General features: G+C 63.7%; 23 protein-coding genes. 12 read left to right on the top strand and 11 right to left on the bottom strand.

The window, feature by feature from the left end; genetic code table 11:
- Positions 1 to 19: 19 nt before the first annotated feature.
- The 4 genes from argC to rplM all read right to left on the bottom strand — a co-directional run bounded on the left by argC (position 20) and on the right by rplM (position 2,879).
- Positions 20 to 973: an N-acetyl-gamma-glutamyl-phosphate reductase gene (gene argC / locus W911_RS14340; RefSeq protein ID WP_023788260.1), complete on the bottom strand. Its 954-nt coding sequence runs from the start codon at positions 971 to 973 to the stop codon at positions 20 to 22.
- Between the two features lie 2 nt (positions 974 to 975).
- Complete coding sequence (locus W911_RS14335) at positions 976 to 1,692, bottom strand: YjbE family putative metal transport protein (protein ID WP_023788259.1); 717 nt, start codon at positions 1,690 to 1,692, stop codon at positions 976 to 978.
- A 240-nt stretch (positions 1,693 to 1,932) separates the two neighbouring features.
- On the bottom strand, positions 1,933 to 2,412 hold the full coding sequence (gene rpsI, locus W911_RS14330; protein WP_023788258.1) for a 30S ribosomal protein S9: 480 nt from the start codon (positions 2,410 to 2,412) through the stop codon (positions 1,933 to 1,935).
- A gap of 5 nt (positions 2,413 to 2,417) precedes the next feature.
- Positions 2,418 to 2,879, bottom strand: a complete 462-nt coding sequence (rplM, locus tag W911_RS14325) for a 50S ribosomal protein L13 (protein WP_023788257.1) — start codon at positions 2,877 to 2,879, stop codon at positions 2,418 to 2,420.
- A 338-nt stretch (positions 2,880 to 3,217) separates the two neighbouring features.
- Here rplM and W911_RS14320 point away from each other — a divergent pair, with 338 nt between their 5' ends.
- The 5 genes from W911_RS14320 (at position 3,218) to ribA (ending at position 6,337) form a co-directional block, all read left to right on the top strand.
- Positions 3,218 to 3,775 (top strand): hypothetical protein, encoded by a 558-nt coding sequence (locus tag W911_RS14320; protein WP_023788256.1) that lies wholly within the window; start codon positions 3,218 to 3,220, stop codon positions 3,773 to 3,775.
- Positions 3,776 to 3,839: 64 nt separating this feature from the next.
- Positions 3,840 to 4,673: an enoyl-CoA hydratase gene (locus W911_RS14315; protein ID WP_041318889.1), complete on the top strand. Its 834-nt coding sequence runs from the start codon at positions 3,840 to 3,842 to the stop codon at positions 4,671 to 4,673.
- 1 nt (position 4,674) lies between these two features.
- Positions 4,675 to 5,100, top strand: a complete 426-nt coding sequence (locus W911_RS14310; RefSeq protein ID WP_023788254.1) for a VOC family protein — start codon at positions 4,675 to 4,677, stop codon at positions 5,098 to 5,100.
- Positions 5,101 to 5,110: 10 nt separating this feature from the next.
- Positions 5,111 to 5,545 carry a CoA-binding protein gene (locus tag W911_RS14305; protein ID WP_041316610.1) on the top strand — a complete coding sequence of 145 codons (435 nt, stop codon included), beginning with the start codon at positions 5,111 to 5,113 and terminating at the stop codon, positions 5,543 to 5,545.
- Positions 5,546 to 5,722: 177 nt separating this feature from the next.
- Complete coding sequence (ribA, locus tag W911_RS14300) at positions 5,723 to 6,337, top strand: GTP cyclohydrolase II (RefSeq protein WP_041318886.1); 615 nt, start codon at positions 5,723 to 5,725, stop codon at positions 6,335 to 6,337.
- A 24-nt stretch (positions 6,338 to 6,361) separates the two neighbouring features.
- Here the strand turns inward: ribA and W911_RS14295 are convergent, their stop codons facing one another.
- The 5 genes from W911_RS14295 to W911_RS14275 all read right to left on the bottom strand — a co-directional run bounded on the left by W911_RS14295 (position 6,362) and on the right by W911_RS14275 (position 9,836).
- Entirely contained in the window at positions 6,362 to 7,258 is an 897-nt protein-coding gene (locus tag W911_RS14295) for a TIGR01459 family HAD-type hydrolase (RefSeq protein WP_023788253.1), read from the bottom strand.
- 107 nt (positions 7,259 to 7,365) lie between these two features.
- Complete coding sequence (locus tag W911_RS14290) at positions 7,366 to 7,803, bottom strand: CBS domain-containing protein (protein WP_023788252.1); 438 nt, start codon at positions 7,801 to 7,803, stop codon at positions 7,366 to 7,368.
- Between the two features lie 71 nt (positions 7,804 to 7,874).
- Positions 7,875 to 8,702, bottom strand: coding sequence for a cytidylate kinase-like family protein (locus tag W911_RS14285; protein ID WP_023788251.1), 828 nt, complete (start codon positions 8,700 to 8,702; stop codon positions 7,875 to 7,877).
- A 102-nt stretch (positions 8,703 to 8,804) separates the two neighbouring features.
- A complete protein-coding gene (locus W911_RS14280; RefSeq protein ID WP_023788250.1) occupies positions 8,805 to 9,125 on the bottom strand; it encodes a YbaK/EbsC family protein in 321 nt (106 codons plus the stop codon).
- Positions 9,126 to 9,332: 207 nt separating this feature from the next.
- Entirely contained in the window at positions 9,333 to 9,836 is a 504-nt protein-coding gene (locus W911_RS14275; protein ID WP_023788249.1) for a DUF3592 domain-containing protein, read from the bottom strand.
- Between the two features lie 309 nt (positions 9,837 to 10,145).
- Between W911_RS14275 and W911_RS14265 the strand changes: the two genes are divergently transcribed.
- From W911_RS14265 to W911_RS14235, 7 genes are all read left to right on the top strand, one after another.
- A complete protein-coding gene (locus W911_RS14265; RefSeq protein ID WP_023788248.1) occupies positions 10,146 to 11,435 on the top strand; it encodes a tyrosine-type recombinase/integrase in 1,290 nt (429 codons plus the stop codon).
- Between the two features lie 123 nt (positions 11,436 to 11,558).
- Complete coding sequence (locus W911_RS14260; protein WP_023788247.1) at positions 11,559 to 11,936, top strand: hypothetical protein; 378 nt, start codon at positions 11,559 to 11,561, stop codon at positions 11,934 to 11,936.
- Positions 11,937 to 12,035: 99 nt separating this feature from the next.
- Positions 12,036 to 12,290 (top strand): helix-turn-helix transcriptional regulator, encoded by a 255-nt coding sequence (locus tag W911_RS14255; RefSeq protein ID WP_023788246.1) that lies wholly within the window; start codon positions 12,036 to 12,038, stop codon positions 12,288 to 12,290.
- A 116-nt stretch (positions 12,291 to 12,406) separates the two neighbouring features.
- Positions 12,407 to 13,003: a DUF1376 domain-containing protein gene (locus tag W911_RS14250; protein ID WP_023788245.1), complete on the top strand. Its 597-nt coding sequence runs from the start codon at positions 12,407 to 12,409 to the stop codon at positions 13,001 to 13,003.
- A 172-nt stretch (positions 13,004 to 13,175) separates the two neighbouring features.
- The gene (locus W911_RS14245; RefSeq protein ID WP_023788244.1) at positions 13,176 to 14,603 is read left to right on the top strand and encodes a hypothetical protein; all 1,428 of its coding nucleotides are present in this window, start codon (positions 13,176 to 13,178) and stop codon (positions 14,601 to 14,603) included.
- A 149-nt stretch (positions 14,604 to 14,752) separates the two neighbouring features.
- Positions 14,753 to 16,669, top strand: a complete 1,917-nt coding sequence (locus tag W911_RS14240) for a hypothetical protein (RefSeq protein ID WP_144083617.1) — start codon at positions 14,753 to 14,755, stop codon at positions 16,667 to 16,669.
- A gap of 333 nt (positions 16,670 to 17,002) precedes the next feature.
- Positions 17,003 to 17,794, top strand: a complete 792-nt coding sequence (locus tag W911_RS14235) for a hypothetical protein (protein ID WP_144083616.1) — start codon at positions 17,003 to 17,005, stop codon at positions 17,792 to 17,794.
- Here the strand turns inward: W911_RS14235 and W911_RS14230 are convergent.
- Together W911_RS14230 and W911_RS17920 are read right to left on the bottom strand one after the other, a co-directional pair.
- A complete protein-coding gene (locus W911_RS14230; RefSeq protein WP_023788241.1) occupies positions 17,791 to 18,003 on the bottom strand; it encodes a hypothetical protein in 213 nt (70 codons plus the stop codon). The two genes, W911_RS14235 and W911_RS14230, sit on opposite strands and share 4 nt — an antisense overlap.
- Positions 18,000 to 18,365 (bottom strand): helix-turn-helix domain-containing protein, encoded by a 366-nt coding sequence (locus W911_RS17920; protein WP_158412870.1) that lies wholly within the window; start codon positions 18,363 to 18,365, stop codon positions 18,000 to 18,002. Before W911_RS17920 ends, W911_RS14230 begins: the two co-directional genes overlap by 4 nt.
- Between the last annotated feature and the right edge of the window lie 22 nt (positions 18,366 to 18,387).

The raw sequence follows: 18,387 nt of genomic DNA, 5'->3' as shown, positions 1-18,387 counted from the left end.
TCCGAACGCGTGCGGAGGCTCAAAGCCCGAGCATGAGGCGGATGTTCTGAACCGCGGCGCCGGCCGCCCCCTTGCCGAGATTGTCGAGCCGGGCGACGAGCAGCGCCTGCCGTCCGTCCGCATCGGGGAACACGAAGATTTCGAGATTGTCGGTGCCGTTGAGGGCGAGCGCGTCGAGCCGTCCGCCGAGCGACACGCGCTCATCGTTCGACACCACGCGGACGAGATCCGCGCTCCGATAATGATCCGCGAGCGCCCGCTCCACGTCGGCGGGCGAAGGGCTGCCGGGCAGCGCATTGAGGTGCACCGGCAGGCTGACCAGCATCCCCTGGCGGAAGTTGCCGACCGACGGCACGAACATCGGCCGCCGCGTCAAGCGCCCGTACCGCTGCAACTCGGGCACGTGCTTGTGGGCGAGGCCCAGCCCGTAAAGCTCGAAGGCGGGTGCGGTCTTGCCGATCTCGTAGGCTTCGATCATCTGCCGCCCGCCGCCTGAATAGCCCGAGACGGCATTGACCGTCACCGGGTGGTCGGCGGGAAGAAGCCCGGCATCGACGAGCGGGCGGACGAGCGCGATGGCGCCCGTCGGGTAGCAGCCGGGGTTCGCGACGCGCCGTGCCTTGCGGATCGCCTCGCTCTGGTTGGCGTCGAGTTCCGGGAAACCGTAGGCCCAGCCGTCCGCCACGCGATGAGCCGTTGAGGCATCGACGATACGCGGCGCACGGTTGCCGAGGCCGTCCGCCAACGCCACCGCTTCCACGGCCGCCTCGTCCGGCAGGCAAAGCACGACGAGATCCACGTCCGCCATCAGGGCCTGGCGCGCCTCGGCATCCTTGCGTTTGTCGTGGGCGATGCTCGCGACTGTCACAGCGGGCTCGGCCGCCAGCCGTTCGCGGATTTCGAGGCCGGTCGTACCGGCCTCGCCGTCGATGAAGACCCGCGCTTGCGCGCCGGACGTGGTGGCATCTGCCATCGCTAGTATCCAAACAAGCTGCTGAGGCCGAGCCGCTTGACGACGCCTTGGAACAGCGTTTCCGAGCAGCCGACGCCGTAGGTCGCGCAGAAGACCTTGTGGCTATCGGTGTAGATCATGTCGAGCGCAACCCACACGATGATGATGAGGCCGAGCCAGGCGATCCAGGGATAGTTCGCAAGCAGTTTCGCGATGTAGGTCGAGGCCACCGCCATGAGAACGATCGCGAGGCCGAGGCCGATGACGAGGATGGCCATTGGCTCGCTCGTGCCCTGCGCGACGCCCGCGACGGCCAGCACGTTGTCGAGCGACATCGAGACGTCGGCCAGGATGATGGTCCAGAGCGCGCTCCAGAAGCTCACCTCGGTGCCCTTGGTGGGGGCGTTCCCGGCGTTGGCCTCGATGTCGTGGATGGCGTGCATGTCGCCCTCCACGATCTGGCGGTACATCTTCCAGGCGACGAACAGCAGCAGCAGGCCGCCCGCGAGCGTGAGGCCGATGATCTGCAGCAGTTGCACGGCAATGCCGGAGAAGAGAATGCGCAGCACCACCGCGCCGGTGATGCCCCAGAAGATCACGCGCGCCCGGTATTCGGGCGCCACGCGCGAGGCGGCCATGCCGACGACGATCGCGTTATCGCCCGCCAGCGTTAAGTCGATGAGGATGATGTTGAAGAGCGCGACGGAGTGTTCGACAAACCAGTCGTAAAGCCAGTCCATATGTTTTCCCTGCGCTCCCCAGCCAAAGTCCTATGTCTCCTGAACAGGGAGGCATTAGGGGAGCCGCCGAGCCGTAGTCAAGGTGCGCCAAGGGGCGCTGGCCACAAAGTTGCCCGTCTTTACCTTGCCGGGGCGGTCGGCGAATACCGAGGGGAGTAGGTGTGGCCGCGAACGGCAGGCCGCAAACGAAACAGCCCGCCTTTTGGGCGGGCTGTCGCAAACGCGAGATGCGTTCGATACTTAGCGCTTCGAGAACTGGAAGCTGCGGCGAGCCTTGGCCCGGCCGTACTTCTTACGCTCGACGGTACGGCTGTCGCGGGTGAGGAAGCCGCCCTTCTTGAGCACGGCGCGAAGCTCCGGCTCGTAGTAGGTCAGCGCCTTCGAGATGCCGTGACGGATAGCGCCTGCCTGCCCGGAAAGACCGCCGCCGGCGACCGTCGCGACGATGTCGAACTGCGAGGCGCGGTTGGCGGCTGCGAGCGGCTGCTGAAGCAGCATCTGCAGCACCGGACGGGCGAAGTACGCCGTGTAGTCCTTGTTGTTGATCGTGATCTGGCCGCGGCCCGGCTTGATCCAGACGCGTGCGACGGCGTCCTTGCGCTTGCCGGTAGCATAGGCGCGGCCGTAGGGGTCGAGCTTCTGCACGTGGCGCGGGGCTTCGGCCGGAGCGGCATCCTTGAGGGCGCCGAGATCGTCGAGGGTTCTGGTTTCCTGTGCCATGCGTATCAGGCCCTCGCATTCTTGCGGTTGAGAGCGGCAATATCGAGCGGCGTCGGCGTCTGTGCCGCATGCGGATGCTCGGTGCCCTTGTAGATCTTGAGGTTCCGCATCAGCTTACGCTGCAGCGGGCCGCGCGCGAGCATGCGCTCGACGGCGAGTTCGATGACGCGCTCCGGGAAGCGGCCTTCGAGGATCTGCTTCGGCGTGGTGGCCTTGATGCCGCCTGCGTAGCCGGTGTGGCGGTAGTAGACCTTGTCTTCGGTCTTGTTGCCGGTGAAGACGGCCTTCTCGGCGTTGATGACGACGACGTTGTCGCCGCAATCGACGTGAGGCGTATAAAGAGCTTTATGCTTGCCCTTGAGGCGGGTGGCGATGAGGGCGGCGAGACGGCCGACCACGAGGCCTTCCGCATCGATCAAAACCCACTTCTTATCCACCTCGCCGGGTTTGGCGACGAACGTTTTCATATGGCGCTCCGGCCTGAATGGAAATTTGGGGCACGCCCCAGAGAAAAAGTTGTGTACGCGAGCCCATGCGCGCGGTCAACGGCAAAGGAATAAAATAAAGCCGTTAAAATTCAATATCATAATCGTAGAGGTATTCCAGTACCGCCCATAAGGTATTTATCTACCTCATAATAGGTTCTCGAATTTGCTCCAGGCCCTTCTGCGGGTCTTCGGAAAAAAGTGGCCGACGGGTTCCTGTGGCCAGATCCGTCTCACTTCTGCCCCAGGAATTCTGCGTCTGGGCGAGACGCCGGGAAATAAACGAATCGCATTTCCAATTGCGAAGGAGGTTTCGCTTCATGAGCACGTTGATCTCGCGGCTTCGGCCGCTCGTTGTGGCGCTGGGAACAGGCTTGGCCGTCGCGTTGACTGGGACGGCGGGCGCCGTCGCGCAAGAGGATTTCAAGCAGATCGAGCTGAGCGATAGCCTGGTGGCCTCGTTCATCGCGGCCCAGAAGGACTACGAGCCGCTGGCCAAGAAGCTGATCGATGCAGGCGAGAAGCTGGACGACGGTCTGAGCAAAGAGCTTGACGACGTCGCCAAGAAACACGGCTTTGCGGATTTCGCGAACTTCGAGGATGTTGGAGCCAACATCACGCTGGTGCTGGAAGGTTACGACCGGGAGAGCGGAACGTTCTCCGATCCGAAGGCGCTGATGCAGAAAGAGCTGGAAGAGATCAAGGCCGACGCCTCGATTCCGGCCAATGACAAAAAGGAAATCCTGAAGGATCTCGAACAGGAGATCGCAGCCGTTCCCCAGCTCCAGTATCCGTCTAACGTCGATGTCGTGAAGAAGCACCTGAAGGAGATCGAGGCGCTGCTTCCCGACGAGGCCGATGACGGCGAAGATACCTGACGCCACGCCACCGCTTCGGCGGCAGGGGTGGCCATGATCGAGGACCACGCCCGTGGACGCTGAACTGCCTTCGACCGAACCGGCTCCGACCCCTGTCGCGAAGGGGGAGGGGCCGGTTCGCGTTTCCCGGCCCGAGCCCGGCATCGCCCTGATCGTGCTCGACGCCCCCGCTCGGCGCAATGCGCTCTCGCGTGAGATGATGAGCGCACTCGGCCGCGCGCTCGATGAAGTGAGCGGCGACCGCGACATCGCCGCTGTCGTCCTCGCCGCCAGCGGTCCCGCGTTTTCGGCCGGTCACGACTTGAAAGAACTCAACGCCCATCGCACGGATCCGGACGGCGGCCGCGCATTCTACGCCGAGACCATGGAAGCCTGCGCCCGCCTCATGCAGGCCATCGTCTGCACGCGGCAGCCGGTGATTGCCGCCGTCGAAGGTGTGGCGACGGCGGCTGGCTGCCAACTCGTGGCGACGTGCGACCTCGCCGTTGCTGCCGATACCGCGACCTTCGCCACGCCCGGCGTCGACATCGGCCTTTTCTGCTCGACGCCGATGGTGGCGCTCTCCCGCAACGTGCCGAGAAAGCGCGCCATGGAGATGCTGCTCCTGGGCGAGCGCCTCTCGGCGGAGGAGGCCGAGCGATATGGGCTCGTCAATCGCGTGGTCGCGCCGGAGCGGGTGCGTGACGAGGCGCTCGGCATGGCCCGCGCGATCGCCGGGAAGTCGCGCCTCACGGTCGCCATCGGCAAGGAGGCCTTCTACCGACAGATCGAGATGCCGCTCTCGGAGGCTTACGAATATGCCGCGGCCGTGATGGTCGAGAACATGATGGCGGCCGACGCCGCCGAGGGGATCTGCGCGTTTCTGGAAAAACGACCGCCCGTATGGAAAGGGGCGTAGGATGGACCCGCGCCTTTCTCTTGTAACGCTCGGCGTGGAAGACGTTCCGCGAGCGAGGGCGTTCTACGAGCGGCTCGGGTTCGTCGCCTCGTCCGCATCCACAGATGAGGTGGCGTTCTTTCCCGCGGGCGGCGCGGTGCTCGCGCTCTTCGGCCGCGCGGCGCTGGCGAAGGATGCGGCCACCGAAGACGCCGGCAGGACATCCTTCTCGGGCGTGACCCTGGCGCACAATGTCCGCACCGAGCAGGAGGTCGCGGAAACCCTGGCAGACGCCGAGGCGGCGGGCGCGACAATCGTAAAGCTGGCTGAGCACGTCTTCTGGGGCGGCGTGTCCGGCTATTTCAAAGACCCCGACGGTCACCTTTGGGAGGTGGCATTCAATCCGTTCTTCCCGCTGGATGCAGACGGGCGCGTAACGCTCCCGTAACGAGGCAGTCATGACTCACGTCAATCCAAGCGACGACGAGATCCGTAACAGTCTGCGAGCCGCGCGAACGATCGCGCTCGTCGGCGCGTCCGACAAACCGAACCGGCCGAGCAACGGCGTGATGAGATATCTGCAGGCGGAAGGTTATCGGGTGATCCCCGTTAACCCCGCCTTCGCTGGTCAGACGCTCCTGGGTGAGCGCGTGTTTGCGGATTTGGCCTCGATAGAGGAGCCAGTGGACATCGTCGACGTCTTCCGCAATTCGCAAGCCGCCCTTGAAGTGGTGCGGGCCGCAATCGCAGAGAAGGAGCGGCTCGGCATCGGCACCGTGTGGCTGCAGATCGGCGTGATCAACGAGGCGGCGGGTCGCGAGGCGGCTGAGGCGGGGTTCGCCGTCGTCATGGACCGCTGTCTCAAGATCGAGCAGGGGCGGCTCATGGGGTAAGGGGATGAGGAGAGGAAGCCCGCTGCCGTTTGCCTTTTCGGATTTTGTCGCACCTTGCGCCCTGTCTCACATGCTACAACATATCGGCCGACCGCAGAGGGCCCGGGGAATACCTCTCGCGCTCATCCGATGAAGAAAACGAGGACGATCCCGATGCCGACAAGCGGCGTCCAAAAAATGCTTGAGCTCAATGTCGAGCACGCCGCGCGCACGCAGTTGCCGGTGATGCTGAATGGTGCCGAGTTTGTCTTCGAGGCGCGAGCCTATGAAGGTAAAGACCCGCATACGCAGGCCATGGCGCTCATCAACCGCGGCGAAGGCGCGCTTGCTGACGAAGTCCCGCTCGTGCGCGTCCATTCGGGTTGCGTCACCGGCGATATTTTTCACTCGCTCCGCTGCGATTGCCGCGCCCAGCTCGACGGCGCCTTGGAGCGCATCGCCAGGACGCCGAACGGCGTGCTGATCTATCTGCCCTATCACGAAGGGCGCGGCATCGGGCTCTACAACAAGATCAAGGCCTACGCGCTCCAGGATCACGGCCGCGACACGGTGGATGCAAACATCGAAATCGGAGCGCCCGTCGATGCGCGCGACTATGAGCTGGCAGCCGAGATCCTGCGCGATCTCGGCTTTTCGCGCATCCGTCTGATGACGAACAACCCGGCGAAGATCGAGGCGCTCGATGCGGCGGGTATCGAGGTCGTGGATCGCGTGCCGCTCGTCACTCGTCCCGGCGCTCATAACGAGCACTATCTCGAAACCAAGCGCCGCCGCATGGCGCATAAGCTGTAAGCGATTGTCGGAGCGCCGGATCGCCTACCAGGCGAGGTGCCCCATGGCACCGATCGCGCGCGGCGCGTCCGCAGGAAAGAGCCGCGCCAGCTTCTCGCTGTCGATCTCGCCGTTGATCATCGTGTCGTCGCGGTGGATTCCGCCTGCGATGAACAGAGCATCGAGCCCCGCACGCGCGCCGCCTGCGATATCGGTCCGCACCGCATCGCCGATGACGAGGATTTTTTCTCGCGCGACGTCCGCGCCCCGCAGCGTAGCGGCAGCCGCCGTCGCGGTCTCGTAGGCGGTCATATGAGGCTTCCCCGCCCAATAGACGTCGCCGCCAAGCCCCTCGTAGACGTCCGCGAGTGCGCCTGCGCAGAGATAAAGACGGCCGGCGACTTCCACGACAAGATCCGGATTTGCACAGACGAACGGCAAGCCGCGTGCGCGCGCCGCTTCGAGCAACGCTCTGTAGTCGTCCACGGTCTCGTTGACGTCGTCCACGAGACCTGTGCACACGACCGCCTCGGCTATATCGAGCGATACGTCGCGCGCCGTCGCTCGCTCGAAGAACGCCGCGTCGCGTTCGCGCGGACCGATGTAGTGTACCGCGCGATAGCCTTTCTCCGCCATGTGCGCGAGGGCGATCCCGCCCGATGAGACGATGCCGTCATAAGTCGTGGGCGGCACGTGTCGCGCTTCGAGCATCGCTTCCACGCGCGGCCGCGGCACCGGCGCGTTGGTGAGAAGGATTACGGTGCCGCCCCGCTCGCGAAAACGGATCAGCGCGTCGGTTGCACGCGGATAGGCGCGAATGCCGTCGTGCACGACGCCCCACACGTCGCAGAAGAGTACGTCGTAGCGTTCGAGAAGCGATCCCGCGCCAGAAAGGATCGGCGGCGGAAGGGTCGGGGCATTGAGAGAGGAGGAGAGAGGCATTGCGGATCCGGATGGAGGTGGAGCCGGATCCAAGCGCAATGCCCGAGATATGTCTACCGCCTGCGTCGGCCGGCCGCGGATGGCCGGTTTTTCGAGAGTCAAATCCGCTATCGGTTATCGCCCTGGATGTAGGTTTCGAGCTGCTCGATGATGAACTGCTTGTCCGCGATCACGGCTTTGACCAGATCCCCGATCGAGACGAGACCGATGACGGTGTTCTGGTCCAGCACGGGGAGGTGGCGCACGGTCCGGGCTGTCATTACCGCGAGCGATTCCTCGACCGATTGTTCGGGTCGCGCAAAAATCACGCGCCGCGTCATGATCTCGCGAACCGGCGTTTCGAGCGAGGTGCGGCCCATCAGCACGATCTTGCGGGCATAGTCCCGCTCCGTGATCACGCCGGCGACATGGCCATCGTCCATCACCACGAGCGCACCGATGTTGTGCTCGGCCATCGTCTTGAGGGCGTCGCGCACGGTGGCGTCCGGGTGGATGTGATGGAGGTGGCGAGGTTTCTGATTGAGCACATGCCGAACCGTGATCATGCCGCGCCATCCTCCCGCTTGCGTCTGAAATAAAAAATCGAAAGCGTGCTGCCAGCCTTATGCCGAAGCTTTCACGCCGGAGGGACGAACGCAACGTGGTGAACTTTGCTCTCCACGCCTTGCACGCCGTCCACGCTCTGCAGCAGCCGGATGGCTTCGACGATCATATGCTCATCGGTCGAACCGCCCGTAAGAAGCACCTTCCCACTGAAAACGCTGATCTCAAAGCCATTTTGAAGAGAGCGGCTGCCGAAGCGCTGGTCCATCGCCTGTTGCGCCCGCGCCAGGATCGTCCGGTCCAGCAACGCCGCCCGCGAATGTTCCGTTTCCTGGAACGTGGGCAGCTCCGTCATGCGGGCGATCTGGTCGACGCACGCGGAGACGGGCACGCGCGCCGTGTTGAGAACCAGCGAGTAAAGCGTGGGGTCCGACCAATCGATGCCGAACATCTGCTCCATGGTCCCGTTGTGAGCGAAGTCGTGCCGTTCGATCTCGCGCCGGGCCGCGCCGAGATCGGGAAGCCCCCGCCGCTCCATGACGACGCGTTCGCGATAGGACATCGGCGCGCAAGTGCGCACGCACACAACGTGAGGAATATCGCGCAAGAGATAAGCTGCACCCCAGCCCCGGATCACGATATGTCCCCTGAGTGCGAGTTCCAGCACTTCGAGCGCTGTCGTTTGGACGATGCGCCGGCTGTCGACCATCCACCGCTCCCAGAGAGAGGCCTCGCCCTCAAGAAGGCGATGAACGTCGTTGCGGTCGAGGCCCGTGCGCTGGGCAACGTCGTTCTCCACCAACTCCTGGTGGATGACGGTGAGGCCGAGCCGCTCGGCAAGCCCTTGCGCGACCTCGCTGCCCCGCGTACCCATTTCCCGTGTCAATGCGATAACGGCCATGACGTCCTCCTCTGAGGGTGCCTCCTCTGGGCATGCCGGCGTGCAGGTCCTTTGTCGAAGGCGTGGCAGCCGGGTCCAGTGGCGAAGCGATTGCCTCTCCTTTCAGTGAGCGGGTACGCTGATGGGAACGTGGGGCAGGTCGACCGTGAGCCGGTGAAAACCCTGGCCGGTGACATGCAACAGCCTGCGGCGGTCGCCGGCTTCGAAATAGATGTGATCGAAACCTTCGAGGCTGTCGTCCACAACGCCCGAAAGTCCGCACGCACCGGTCATCGGAGAGACGGCGCCCGGCTCGCAATCCGCGAAAACCTGCGCGACCTCGGCTTCCGTCGCGAGCGCATGCAAGGTCGGCTCATGCGTGAGGGCGTCGTAGCTCACGCCCCGGTTTGCGAGGTAGGTCTGAACGGTGCGCGCGATGCCCATGGCAAGTCTCCGGTCGGGCGTCGCCGGAGCGAGCCTCCGCGACGGATGAACGGGAACTCAGCGGCGCGGTCGACACGTCCGACGGAGGATGTGGACCGTTGCCACACCATGTAGGAACGCGGTCTGCGCCCTTCAATGCTCCGCGCACGTACTGCACCGCAGCATCGCGGGCGTTTGCGCCCGGTCCGAGATCGCCGCCTGCCGGACTTAAGTCGGCCCGGGATTTGGATCGGACCGCAGCATCTTTCTGGCGCGGACCCGCCGCACGAGAAACCGGACGAACGCCACGAGGCCGACGAGTAGCGGCGTAAGGAGGACGGCGGCGGCCGTTGCCCCGCTGCGCCCTCCGTCGGGGTAAAGGGAGACATTTTCCGGATTGCTCGCCTCGACGTAGAGCGGGAACGTCCGGCCGGCTGGCCATTTTTCGAGCGCCGCCTCGGCGTCTGCGGCGTTGCGCGTTCGCAGGGCCGCAAGGGCGGCCTCGTACGAGCGGCCGCCGATCTCATAGGAGGCGTTGACGAGGATGCCCCATTGGCGGCCGCTCCGGCCGACGATCGCGTTTTCGATCGAGGACGACTTCACCGTGGCTTCGACGCGCAGCCACGCGTCCGGATAGAGCGAATGAACGGCCTGCCCGACGACGAACATGCATCCCAAAACGATTGCCGCCCAGAACAGCACGCGCTGGACACGCTTCCAAAAGATGCTCATTGAGCCCTCTCAAAAGGAGCGATTACGCACGGCGTCCGCCGGCGGAGCAAGGCGTTATGCTCCACGGGTGACCGCTCTTGCCGGGACGGAGTGGAGGGTGGTGCCGCCTGAGAGACTTGAACTCCCGACCCCCTGATTACAAATCAGCGCTGTGCATATGATCCACTAAAGACCACAACGGATCACAAGATGCCATAAGACCTGTATTGACGGGAATTCCAGGCCCGATACTCTCTGATGTGTTATCCAGGAGAGATCACGGGTGGTCAGAAAGTGCGTGCCGCCCACGTTCCGCAAATCGGGGGTGCTATGGCGAAGATCGTGGAAGGCTACGCCGACCGCCTAAGGGTTCCAGCCGGTGCACGCGATGTGCAGGTGTTTGACGACGATCTGCCAGGCTTCGGTATCCGGAAGTTCGCGTCCGGAAAGGCCTCCTATTTCGTGAAGTACAATGTCGGCGCTCAGCAGCGCCGGAAGACGCTGGGCCGCGCCGTACGCGGCAACCTGAAGGCCATGCGTCTGGAGGCGTCCGGCATCCTGGCAAAGGCGCACCTCGGAACGGATGTGGTTGCTGTGGCTAAGGCCGCGGCCGCAAAGAACACCGCAACGCTTGGAGATCTTGTCCCCAAGTACCTCGATGCGAGAGAGGCGGATCTGCGGCTGAAGAGCCATTTCGAGGTGAAGCGCTACCTGGAGAGATCGTGGAGATCGCTACACCGTCACCCCATCGACGCTATCACCCGTCAGAACGTTGTCCTGATCGTCGACCAGCTGGCGGAAGCCAGCGGCAAGGTGGCCGCCGACCGCGCGCGCATGGCGCTCTCTGGGCTGTTCGGCTGGGCAATCGACCGTGGGTACCTGGACAGCAACCCGACCCTCAATGTCCGCGCCCGCGCCCAGGGGACGGCGCGCAGCCGCGTCCTGACCGAGGCCGAACTCGTTGAAGTCTGGAATGCGTGCCTCGATGACGACTATGGCCGCATCGTCCGCATTTTGATGCTGACAGGCCAGCGCCGGGCGGAAATCGGTGACCTCGAGCGCGGGGAGGCCGACGGCGACAAGCGCCAGATCGAGCTGCCCGAGCACCGCACCAAGAACGGACGCGCCCATATCGTGCCGCTATCGGATTCGGCCATGGACCTCCTGGAGGCAGCCGGCGCCTTCGAGAAGGATGGCCGTGATCTGGTGTTCGGCTACGGAGCCGGCGGATATGGCGGCTGGAGCAAGAGCAAGGCGGAGCTCGACGCCCGGATTTCAGAGGCTCGAGACGAGCGTGCCAAGCAGACGAAGTCCAAGGCGAAGGTGATGCCTCCGTGGACTTTGCACGATCTCCGTCGGTCGTTCGTCACCCACGTGTCGGAGCGCGGGTTCGCCCAGCCGCACGTTGTCGAAGCCATCGTGAACCATGTCAGTGGCGCGAAGGCCGGCGTGGCCGGGATCTACAATCGGGCCTCCTATCTCGCAGAGAAGCGCCAAGCGCTCGAGCTGTGGGCCAACCACCTGAAGGCGCTTGTTGACGGTCGGAGCGGCAGCAACGTGGTTCCACTGACAAGGGATCAGGGGGGCGGCGTTGGAAGCGTTGGAAAAAAGCGAGCGTGAATCGTCTGCGGAACGTCAGCGTGATGTATGATCGCCGTGCGCGGCTAGGCTGATCCCCGAAAGCCGGATTTCGCACCCGGTTGCCGCGCATTCCTCTCGTGCGACGCGCTTGCGAGGCGCTCAATGGCGAAGAAGCCCGCACCACCGCTCCCGGACCCGACTTATTGGGCACACCTCATTCGCGAGCGATACAACGACGATCCAGATATGCGAATGCTGGCGAACCAACTCGACCAGCATTGCATTGCAGATGACCTCCAACTTGTCTTTCAGCGTCGGAAGGCCAAAACGCCGTTCGATGATATCGATGCTGATGTTCGGAGCGCTTATCGCGCATGCTCGGTCGAAGAGGAGCTGCGCCGAATCGAGCAAGCCAACACGGTGAACAACGGTCGGGTGAAGCTGGCAATCACGAACGTGGCGAAGGAGCTTGGTGTGAGCTACCAGACTATTGATGACGCTTGGCAGCTCGCCATGCCAGGCCACCGCCGCTCACGGTAATGGTGGAGAGAGCGAAATTACCGTGACATCCGCCGCGCACACACCGAATTTTTGAGCGAACCTACTGCTCGTTAGCGTAACGAGTAATGAGGTTCCCCGATGACATCAGCCCTTCGCGAAGCCCCCGCCGTCGTTGATCGCATCGTTAGCATCCCCGAGGCTGCGGCCAGACTCGGCATCGCAACAGGCACGTTGCAAAGAATGCGCCTCCGCGGCGAGATCAAGGTGCTGCAGATCTCCCCCCGCCGCATCGGCATTCGGGAGTCCGAGTTGATCCGTGTTCAAAACTCGCTCGCAGAGGCGCCGATTGCCGCTCACGTTCCGCAAGAGCGTGAAAGCGCAGTCTTGGCGTAAATCCGGCCAATACCCGCTGTTCGTTGATCAGTGGATTCAACAAAAACAAAGCCGACACGCCCTGGCAGGGAAACGTGTCGGCGAAGCAGCATCGAATATCAGTTGGAGTAAGGACTATGTACCAGCGAGAGATGACGAGTGCAAGATCGCGCGCGCAAAACGGAAAGCTGCCCTGGCGAAAAGTCTATACGCGCGATTGGCGCGCCGACACGTGTCAGATGAGCTTCGAGCTTCGCGGTTTCTATAACGAGTGTTTGAACGCGATGTGGGAAGCGCAAGGCGCCCTCCCCACAGATGATAAAAAGCTCGCCATGCTCCTTGGCGGAAATCCTCGCACAATCCGCAAGCTCATACCGCAACTCATCGAAGCGAGACTCCTGATCAAAACGGGTGGTGGTTACTGCTCGCCAGCAGCTGTTGAAGACGACGCAGAGCCGGATATTGAGACGGGCAGTTCGCAGCGAATTGAGAGCGATTTGGAAGCGAATTCGAGCGCAATTCGGCACGAATTCACGTCGAAAGTTCCAAAAAGCCCAATGAATTCTACGCGCGACTTAGAGACCAGATTCCAGAGGCTAGAAACCAGAGGCCAGAGGCTTGTCTACCAAGGGAAGGTTCTAGGTAAGGGGGTAGAGGAGGATACGGCGCGCGCCGCCGCCTGGACCCCGCCGCCTGGGATGACCGCTGCCGACTTTGCGGAGATCCCCTCATGATCGTGCCTGGCAAGCAATCGACCACGATACGCTGCACTACATGCGGTCTGAAGCGCCCAATCTCGCGGTTCATCGCAGGTGGAAAAGTGAGCAAGTGCCTGGATTGCATCCTGAGGGCTTCACTACGTGCGCGTCAGGAGCGTGAGAGACGCAACAAGGCTTCTAGGGGGATATGATGGCCACAGCTGCTAATTCAGGATCGTACTACAATTTCGATGAGCCAACGGAAGCGGGCAAACGGCGCTCGCGGATTGCAGAAGCGCTGATTGGCCAAGGCACGAGCACGGCGCCGGTAGGCCACTGGACGCAGGCCGTCGCACGTGCGCTTCAGGGGGCCATGGGCGGCTACGCTTTGCACCAAGCCGAGCAGCGTGATGAAGCGGCGCGGCGGCAACGCTCGGATATGGATCAGCAAACCGTCAACGCCCTTCTCGGCGTTCTCGGACCGCAGCCGCAACAGAGCCAGACCCTCGACCCCGTGGCGGCAGCGTTGACAGGGCAAGAATCTGGCCCGTCCGCCGACGTGCACGATCCCGATATGGTGCGACCGCCGACGCCCGTCAGCCCGACGGGAGAGGCTGGTGTTTTCGAGGGCGCGCCGGGCGGGCGCAATGCAATCATCGCTGCGGAGCCGGCTGGTCATGGCTTTCAACCGGTCCAACCCATGGGTGGCGGCGGCTTGCCAATGCAGACCGGTGGCGTTTCTCCCCAACCTGAGCGGCACGCCCTTGATCCGGTAACGGCAGCGCTCGCCGGCCAGGAGGCCGGTCCTCAGCCTCAAATGATGGGACCGCATCCCCAGCCGATGGGGCGGCCTCAGATGCCCGCGCCGGCTCCCGCTCAGGCTCAGCGGACTGCTGGCCTTCAGGTGGATCCCGCCACGCGGCAGTACCTCGAAACGTTGATCCGCAATCCGCAAACGCGCGCGCAGGGCGTGGCAATGTTGAACGCCTTCATGCAAGAGCGGCGCAAGGCGAACGCACCGCTCAGCCCGATTCAACAGGCGCAGCTTCGCAAGAGTAATCTCGAGATCGAAAAGCTTGAGTTGGAGAAGCAGGCCAAGGCCCGCGAGGGAGAGAAGGTCGACAATCTCGGGCAGAACATCTCCGGCGGCCTCGACCAGCTCGCGCGCGTTTCAAGCGAGTTCAGCCCGTGGACCTTTGAAGCCGCGACGGGCACGTATCAGGGCGACCCGAATTCCTATGTTGGGAGTCTGCTGCGGGGCTGGGGCTCGCTCATCAACACTGGCCGCGACCGGCACACGAGCGAGGTGCGGAACAGGATCGCCGGCGACACCGAAGCGCTGGCCGCCGCCATTAAGCCGCTGATCCGGGCGCCGGGTGAGGGACCGTGGACTGACAAGGACCAGGAGCGCCTCGTCGCCGTGGTAGGCAATCTCGCGCAAGCCAATGACGAAGGGGAGTATCACCGCGCGCTCGAAGGCGTCCGGCAGCGCGTGAAGGCAAACTTCAATATCGATCTTCCGCCGATCAACTTCCCGGAACGACAACTGGGCGGCAGCGGGCGTCCGCGCGCGCAACACCCGCAGACGGGCGAGGTGGTCGAATTTGATGGTCAGCAGTGGAGGCCCGTCAAATGATCCCGAAACCACCGCCGGGCTTCGAGCTCATTCCCACCAACCTCGGCGTTCCACAGCCGCCGCCGGGCTTCGAGATGGTCCCTGAACAGGAAGCCTCGAAGGAGTATGAAGGTTGGGGCGAGTACGGTAAGGACCTGGGGCGCACCGCGTTGCAGGGCGTCACGCTCGGCGCTGGTGATGAACTCGTGGCCGGCATCCGGTCTCTCGCCGGCACGCCGTACGACCAAGCCTTGGGGGAAGAGCGCGCGGCTCTGAGCCGGTTCTCGGAGCACAACCCAGGCACGGCGTTGGGTGCCGAGTTGGCAGGCGGGTTCGCTGTTCCGGGCGGCCTTGCCGCGCGTGCCGTTTCCCGCGCTCCGACCTTCCTGGGCAAAGCAACTCGCTCGTCGGGGGTTGGCGCGGGTTACGGTGCAACCGCCGGCTTCGCGTCGGGTGAAGATGGTTTCCAAAACCGCATCGACAGCGGCATGGAGGGCGCAGGTCTTGGCGCTGCCATCGGCGCGGGCCTGCCTGCTGCTGCGCGCGCTATCGGCGGCGGCCGGCAGGCAGTGACGTCGGTGGCTGACAATGAGGCAGCAGCTCAACTTTACTTTGCTGACCGTCTGCGCAAGGCCGGGATGACGGAGGCCGACATTGCTCGAGAATTGCAGGCTGGACAGCAGGCCACGCGTTTCCAGCACGGAACGGCTGATCTTCCCGAGACCATCGCTGACGTGTCCCCGACGACGCAGCGCGTTCTTCGCGGCATCAAGGTTGGCGGAGACGCGGATGAGATCGTGGAGCCGTTCCTGGCTAACAGACAGGCCGGCCAAATCGACTTCGGCCGCGGCGCGGAGGCAGGTGGTCAGATCGCGCGCCTTCGCGAGAACATGCGCCTGGCTATGGGGCTCTCGGATGAGACCTTCGCGGACAAAGTAGCTGGCGTCACGGCAAAGCGATCGAAAGAGGCCGACAAGCTCTTCGCCAAGGCGCGCCAGAGCTCGCAGCCGTTTGATCTCTCGACCACGCTGCAGCAGTACAGTCTCCGCGCCATGGAGCTCACCGATGTTGAGCGCCGGATGCTCGGGAACGTCATCGCGCAGTTCACGCAAGAGGGAACGGCAGGAATCGGGAGATACGGGCTTCCCCGGTTTCCCGTCACCGACGTTTCTAAGTTCCACAGTGCAAAACAAACGCTGGACGCCGAAATCGCGGGTTCGAAGGGTAATCTTCGGCGACTACTGACGGGCCTGAAACACGATCTCATGCGCGACGTGTTCAAGCCCAACGCGAAAGGCGTTCCGACCATCAACGCGGCCTATCGTGACGCGCTCGACAATTTTGCCTCGAAATCTGAGCTGCTGAACGCAGGTGAACTCGGACGTGCGTTCGCGAACGGGACGGAACAGATTTCGAGAGCGCAGTGGGCGTCTATGTCGGAAGCCGAAAAGGCGATGGTGCGCCGCGCCTGGCTCCAGGTCAGATCGAGCCGCATGGGCGGCAAAGCAGCGGGGCCGACGACTGACTTCACGGGTGCCCTGCGCAGCCCGAATGTCGGTGACCAACTGCGGTTCCTGATGCCACAGCGGGCAGGCGAGACAGGGAAATTCGCATATCCGGGCGGTCGCCGCGCGCAGCTCTCGGAACTCACGCGCCGCGAGACACGCATCTCCGACACAGCCCGGAAGGTTTTGGGGAACTCGACAACTGCGGAAAAGGCCGTGGATGCGATTGATGTGGGGAGCATGGTCCGCTCGCTCCGATATATCCGCGACCAGGGCGGTTTGATCAATGCAGCGGTGAATTCACTGGCTGACGCGCTCGAGAAGCTGTCCGCGATCAAAGGTGAGCGGGCGAAATATCTCGCGCAGCAACTCCTGGCCACCGATCCCGCGCAGCAGGCGGCGTTCCTGGCTCGAGTTGCGCAGGAGTACGGAGAAGCGCAGGCGCGCAAGGTGGGGGCTGTGAGTGAGATCTGGCGAGAGGCGTTCACCGGCGCCATGAGCGCCACAGGGGCCATGGAGATCCAGCGGCCGGCCGGCGACCCTGTTGCGCGCGCCCTCGTCGGGCCGGCGCTCATGCACTGAGGAACGACTATGGACCTTCGCGAGATTGATGCCGAGATCGAAGCCGCGCTGATCGATGACGCGGCACCGGACGATCCCGTGGCCCGGGCGCTTTTCGCGGGCCCCCGAGTGCAGCAGCCCACACGTGACCCTGTCGCGCTCGCGTTGATGGGGAACCAGAGCGGCGCATTCGACCCGACCACACCTCGCCCCGGCGATGCTCCCCCGCCTGCGGAGTTGCGGTCCTACAACCCGTCTCCGTCCGAAAGCGCGGGGTTCCACGCTAGGCAAGGGGCGGAGGCCCTCGGAATTCCACCAAGCACGGCAGAACGGATTGGTGACGGAGTGGGCGGCGTGGTGAATTTGCTCACGCCTTTTGACGACGTTTCGAATGCCGTTCAGAGCGGCGCGCCGTCGGACGCTGCCCTCGCAGCTTTCAGCTTGATTCCCGGATTCCGGGGTGGTCGCAAGGCCGCCGAGGAAGCGCTGCCGGCGCTTAAGTCCGAAGTCGATTCCCTCATGGAGCGCTTCGCTAGCATGGGCGGCAAAGCACGGCCGACACACGATCCGTCAGCGCCCATTGAAACACAGGTCCAGCATCTTCGTGAAACCAAAGACTGGCTGACAAAAGAGATCGAGACTGCCCGTGTAGGCCGGCCGCAATCCCCGACGTCCGTTCCGGTCACGTCTTCGCGGCAGCAGGAGGAAGCGCTGAGGTTCCTCCAGGACAATCCCTACACCCAGGCCATCCCTGGCCGGCAGGGGCTTCCGACGAAGGCGGAACAGGAACGTCTGGTCCGGGAGTTTTTCCAGGGCGGCGGTCAGATGCCTCCGGCGCCATGGGGCCACACTCGCCACTCGGCCACGGAGGATCTTCGCCGGATCATGGGCGAGGCGTATGCCAGAGGCAAGCAACTCTCAGCGCAGGACGCGGCTGCGATCGAGGGAGCCGCGCGGAAAGTGGATGAGGCAGGGCAGCGGTTGGAAAGCCTCCGAGAGCTGTGGCGTCGCGCGGAAGGCGGTGCATACCGAAGCGGGAAAGAGGTGATGGAGCTCAGGCGGCAGCTCGAGCGTGCGGAGTCCCAAGCCAAACACTGGCAGGAACAGTATCAGGGCCTCTGGAAGCGGCTTTTCGGTGAGGACTAGAAACGGGAAGCGATTTCCCAGCCGCGCTTGAAGTAGGTATTGTTCACAGTTACGCGCCCCATCCCGCACTTTTCGGCAAGACAGCACTTCGCCCCCTCGAGCAGAGCAATCAGGTCGACACGCGCCTGATCGTCGCCACGTGCGGTGATCTTCTCCGCCTCCTCGCGGAGCGCCTCGCGGAGATCATGCTTGAACTGGTCCAGGTTCATCGCTGACCTCGTGGAATGAGCTTCACTTTCTTCGGTCTGCGTTTCGGCGGATCTGCAAGCTTTGGCTCTTCCGCCGGTCCCGCCTTAGTGGCGGCTTCACCTACAAGTCGTCTCACCTCAGCCATGGGCACCAGCGTCCGTCCGCGGATTTTCCGAAACGTGATCTCTCCGGCCGAACTCATGCGATAGAGAGTTTGCCGGCACACCCCGAGCAAGGTGGCGGCACGGTTCAGCGTTACCAGGAGTGGCTCGTCGGGATCCGGCTTAACCGGTTGCGCGAGCGGCGGCGATTTACTCGCGGCGAGCCTTGCCCGCTCGGCCTCGTCATCTTCGCGGGCCGCCTGAATAGCGAGCGCGCGCACTAGGTCTCGTAGGATCTCTTGG

This window comes from Hyphomicrobium nitrativorans NL23 (genome assembly GCF_000503895.1).
In the GTDB taxonomy this organism is placed as follows: domain Bacteria; phylum Pseudomonadota; class Alphaproteobacteria; order Rhizobiales; family Hyphomicrobiaceae; genus Hyphomicrobium_C; species Hyphomicrobium_C nitrativorans.
Note: the sequence above shows the minus strand (reverse complement) of the source record. Positions and strands in the feature narration are given on the sequence as shown.

What these genes read in the sequence shown, in the direction of transcription:
- W911_RS14305 (WP_041316610.1), top strand. Translation starts at nt 5,111, where the DNA reads ATGACTCACGTCAATCCAAGCGACGACGAGATCCGTAACAGTCTGCGA.
- W911_RS14245 (WP_023788244.1), top strand. Translation starts at nt 13,176, where the DNA reads ATGATGGCCACAGCTGCTAATTCAGGATCGTACTACAATTTCGATGAG.
- W911_RS14275 (WP_023788249.1), bottom strand. Translation starts at nt 9,836, where the DNA reads ATGAGCATCTTTTGGAAGCGTGTCCAGCGCGTGCTGTTCTGGGCGGCA.
- W911_RS14250 (WP_023788245.1), top strand. Translation starts at nt 12,407, where the DNA reads ATGTACCAGCGAGAGATGACGAGTGCAAGATCGCGCGCGCAAAACGGA.
- W911_RS14335 (WP_023788259.1), bottom strand. Translation starts at nt 1,692, where the DNA reads ATGGACTGGCTTTACGACTGGTTTGTCGAACACTCCGTCGCGCTCTTC.
- W911_RS14310 (WP_023788254.1), top strand. Translation starts at nt 4,675, where the DNA reads ATGGACCCGCGCCTTTCTCTTGTAACGCTCGGCGTGGAAGACGTTCCG.
- W911_RS14280 (WP_023788250.1), bottom strand. Translation starts at nt 9,125, where the DNA reads ATGGGCATCGCGCGCACCGTTCAGACCTACCTCGCAAACCGGGGCGTG.
- W911_RS14290 (WP_023788252.1), bottom strand. Translation starts at nt 7,803, where the DNA reads ATGATCACGGTTCGGCATGTGCTCAATCAGAAACCTCGCCACCTCCAT.
- W911_RS14230 (WP_023788241.1), bottom strand. Translation starts at nt 18,003, where the DNA reads ATGAACCTGGACCAGTTCAAGCATGATCTCCGCGAGGCGCTCCGCGAG.
- W911_RS14285 (WP_023788251.1), bottom strand. Translation starts at nt 8,702, where the DNA reads ATGGCCGTTATCGCATTGACACGGGAAATGGGTACGCGGGGCAGCGAG.
- rpsI (WP_023788258.1), bottom strand. Translation starts at nt 2,412, where the DNA reads ATGGCACAGGAAACCAGAACCCTCGACGATCTCGGCGCCCTCAAGGAT.
- ribA (WP_041318886.1), top strand. Translation starts at nt 5,723, where the DNA reads ATGCTTGAGCTCAATGTCGAGCACGCCGCGCGCACGCAGTTGCCGGTG.
- W911_RS14260 (WP_023788247.1), top strand. Translation starts at nt 11,559, where the DNA reads ATGGCGAAGAAGCCCGCACCACCGCTCCCGGACCCGACTTATTGGGCA.
- argC (WP_023788260.1), bottom strand. Translation starts at nt 973, where the DNA reads ATGGCAGATGCCACCACGTCCGGCGCGCAAGCGCGGGTCTTCATCGAC.
- W911_RS14265 (WP_023788248.1), top strand. Translation starts at nt 10,146, where the DNA reads ATGGCGAAGATCGTGGAAGGCTACGCCGACCGCCTAAGGGTTCCAGCC.
- W911_RS14320 (WP_023788256.1), top strand. Translation starts at nt 3,218, where the DNA reads ATGAGCACGTTGATCTCGCGGCTTCGGCCGCTCGTTGTGGCGCTGGGA.
- rplM (WP_023788257.1), bottom strand. Translation starts at nt 2,879, where the DNA reads ATGAAAACGTTCGTCGCCAAACCCGGCGAGGTGGATAAGAAGTGGGTT.
- W911_RS14295 (WP_023788253.1), bottom strand. Translation starts at nt 7,258, where the DNA reads ATGCCTCTCTCCTCCTCTCTCAATGCCCCGACCCTTCCGCCGCCGATC.
- W911_RS14255 (WP_023788246.1), top strand. Translation starts at nt 12,036, where the DNA reads ATGACATCAGCCCTTCGCGAAGCCCCCGCCGTCGTTGATCGCATCGTT.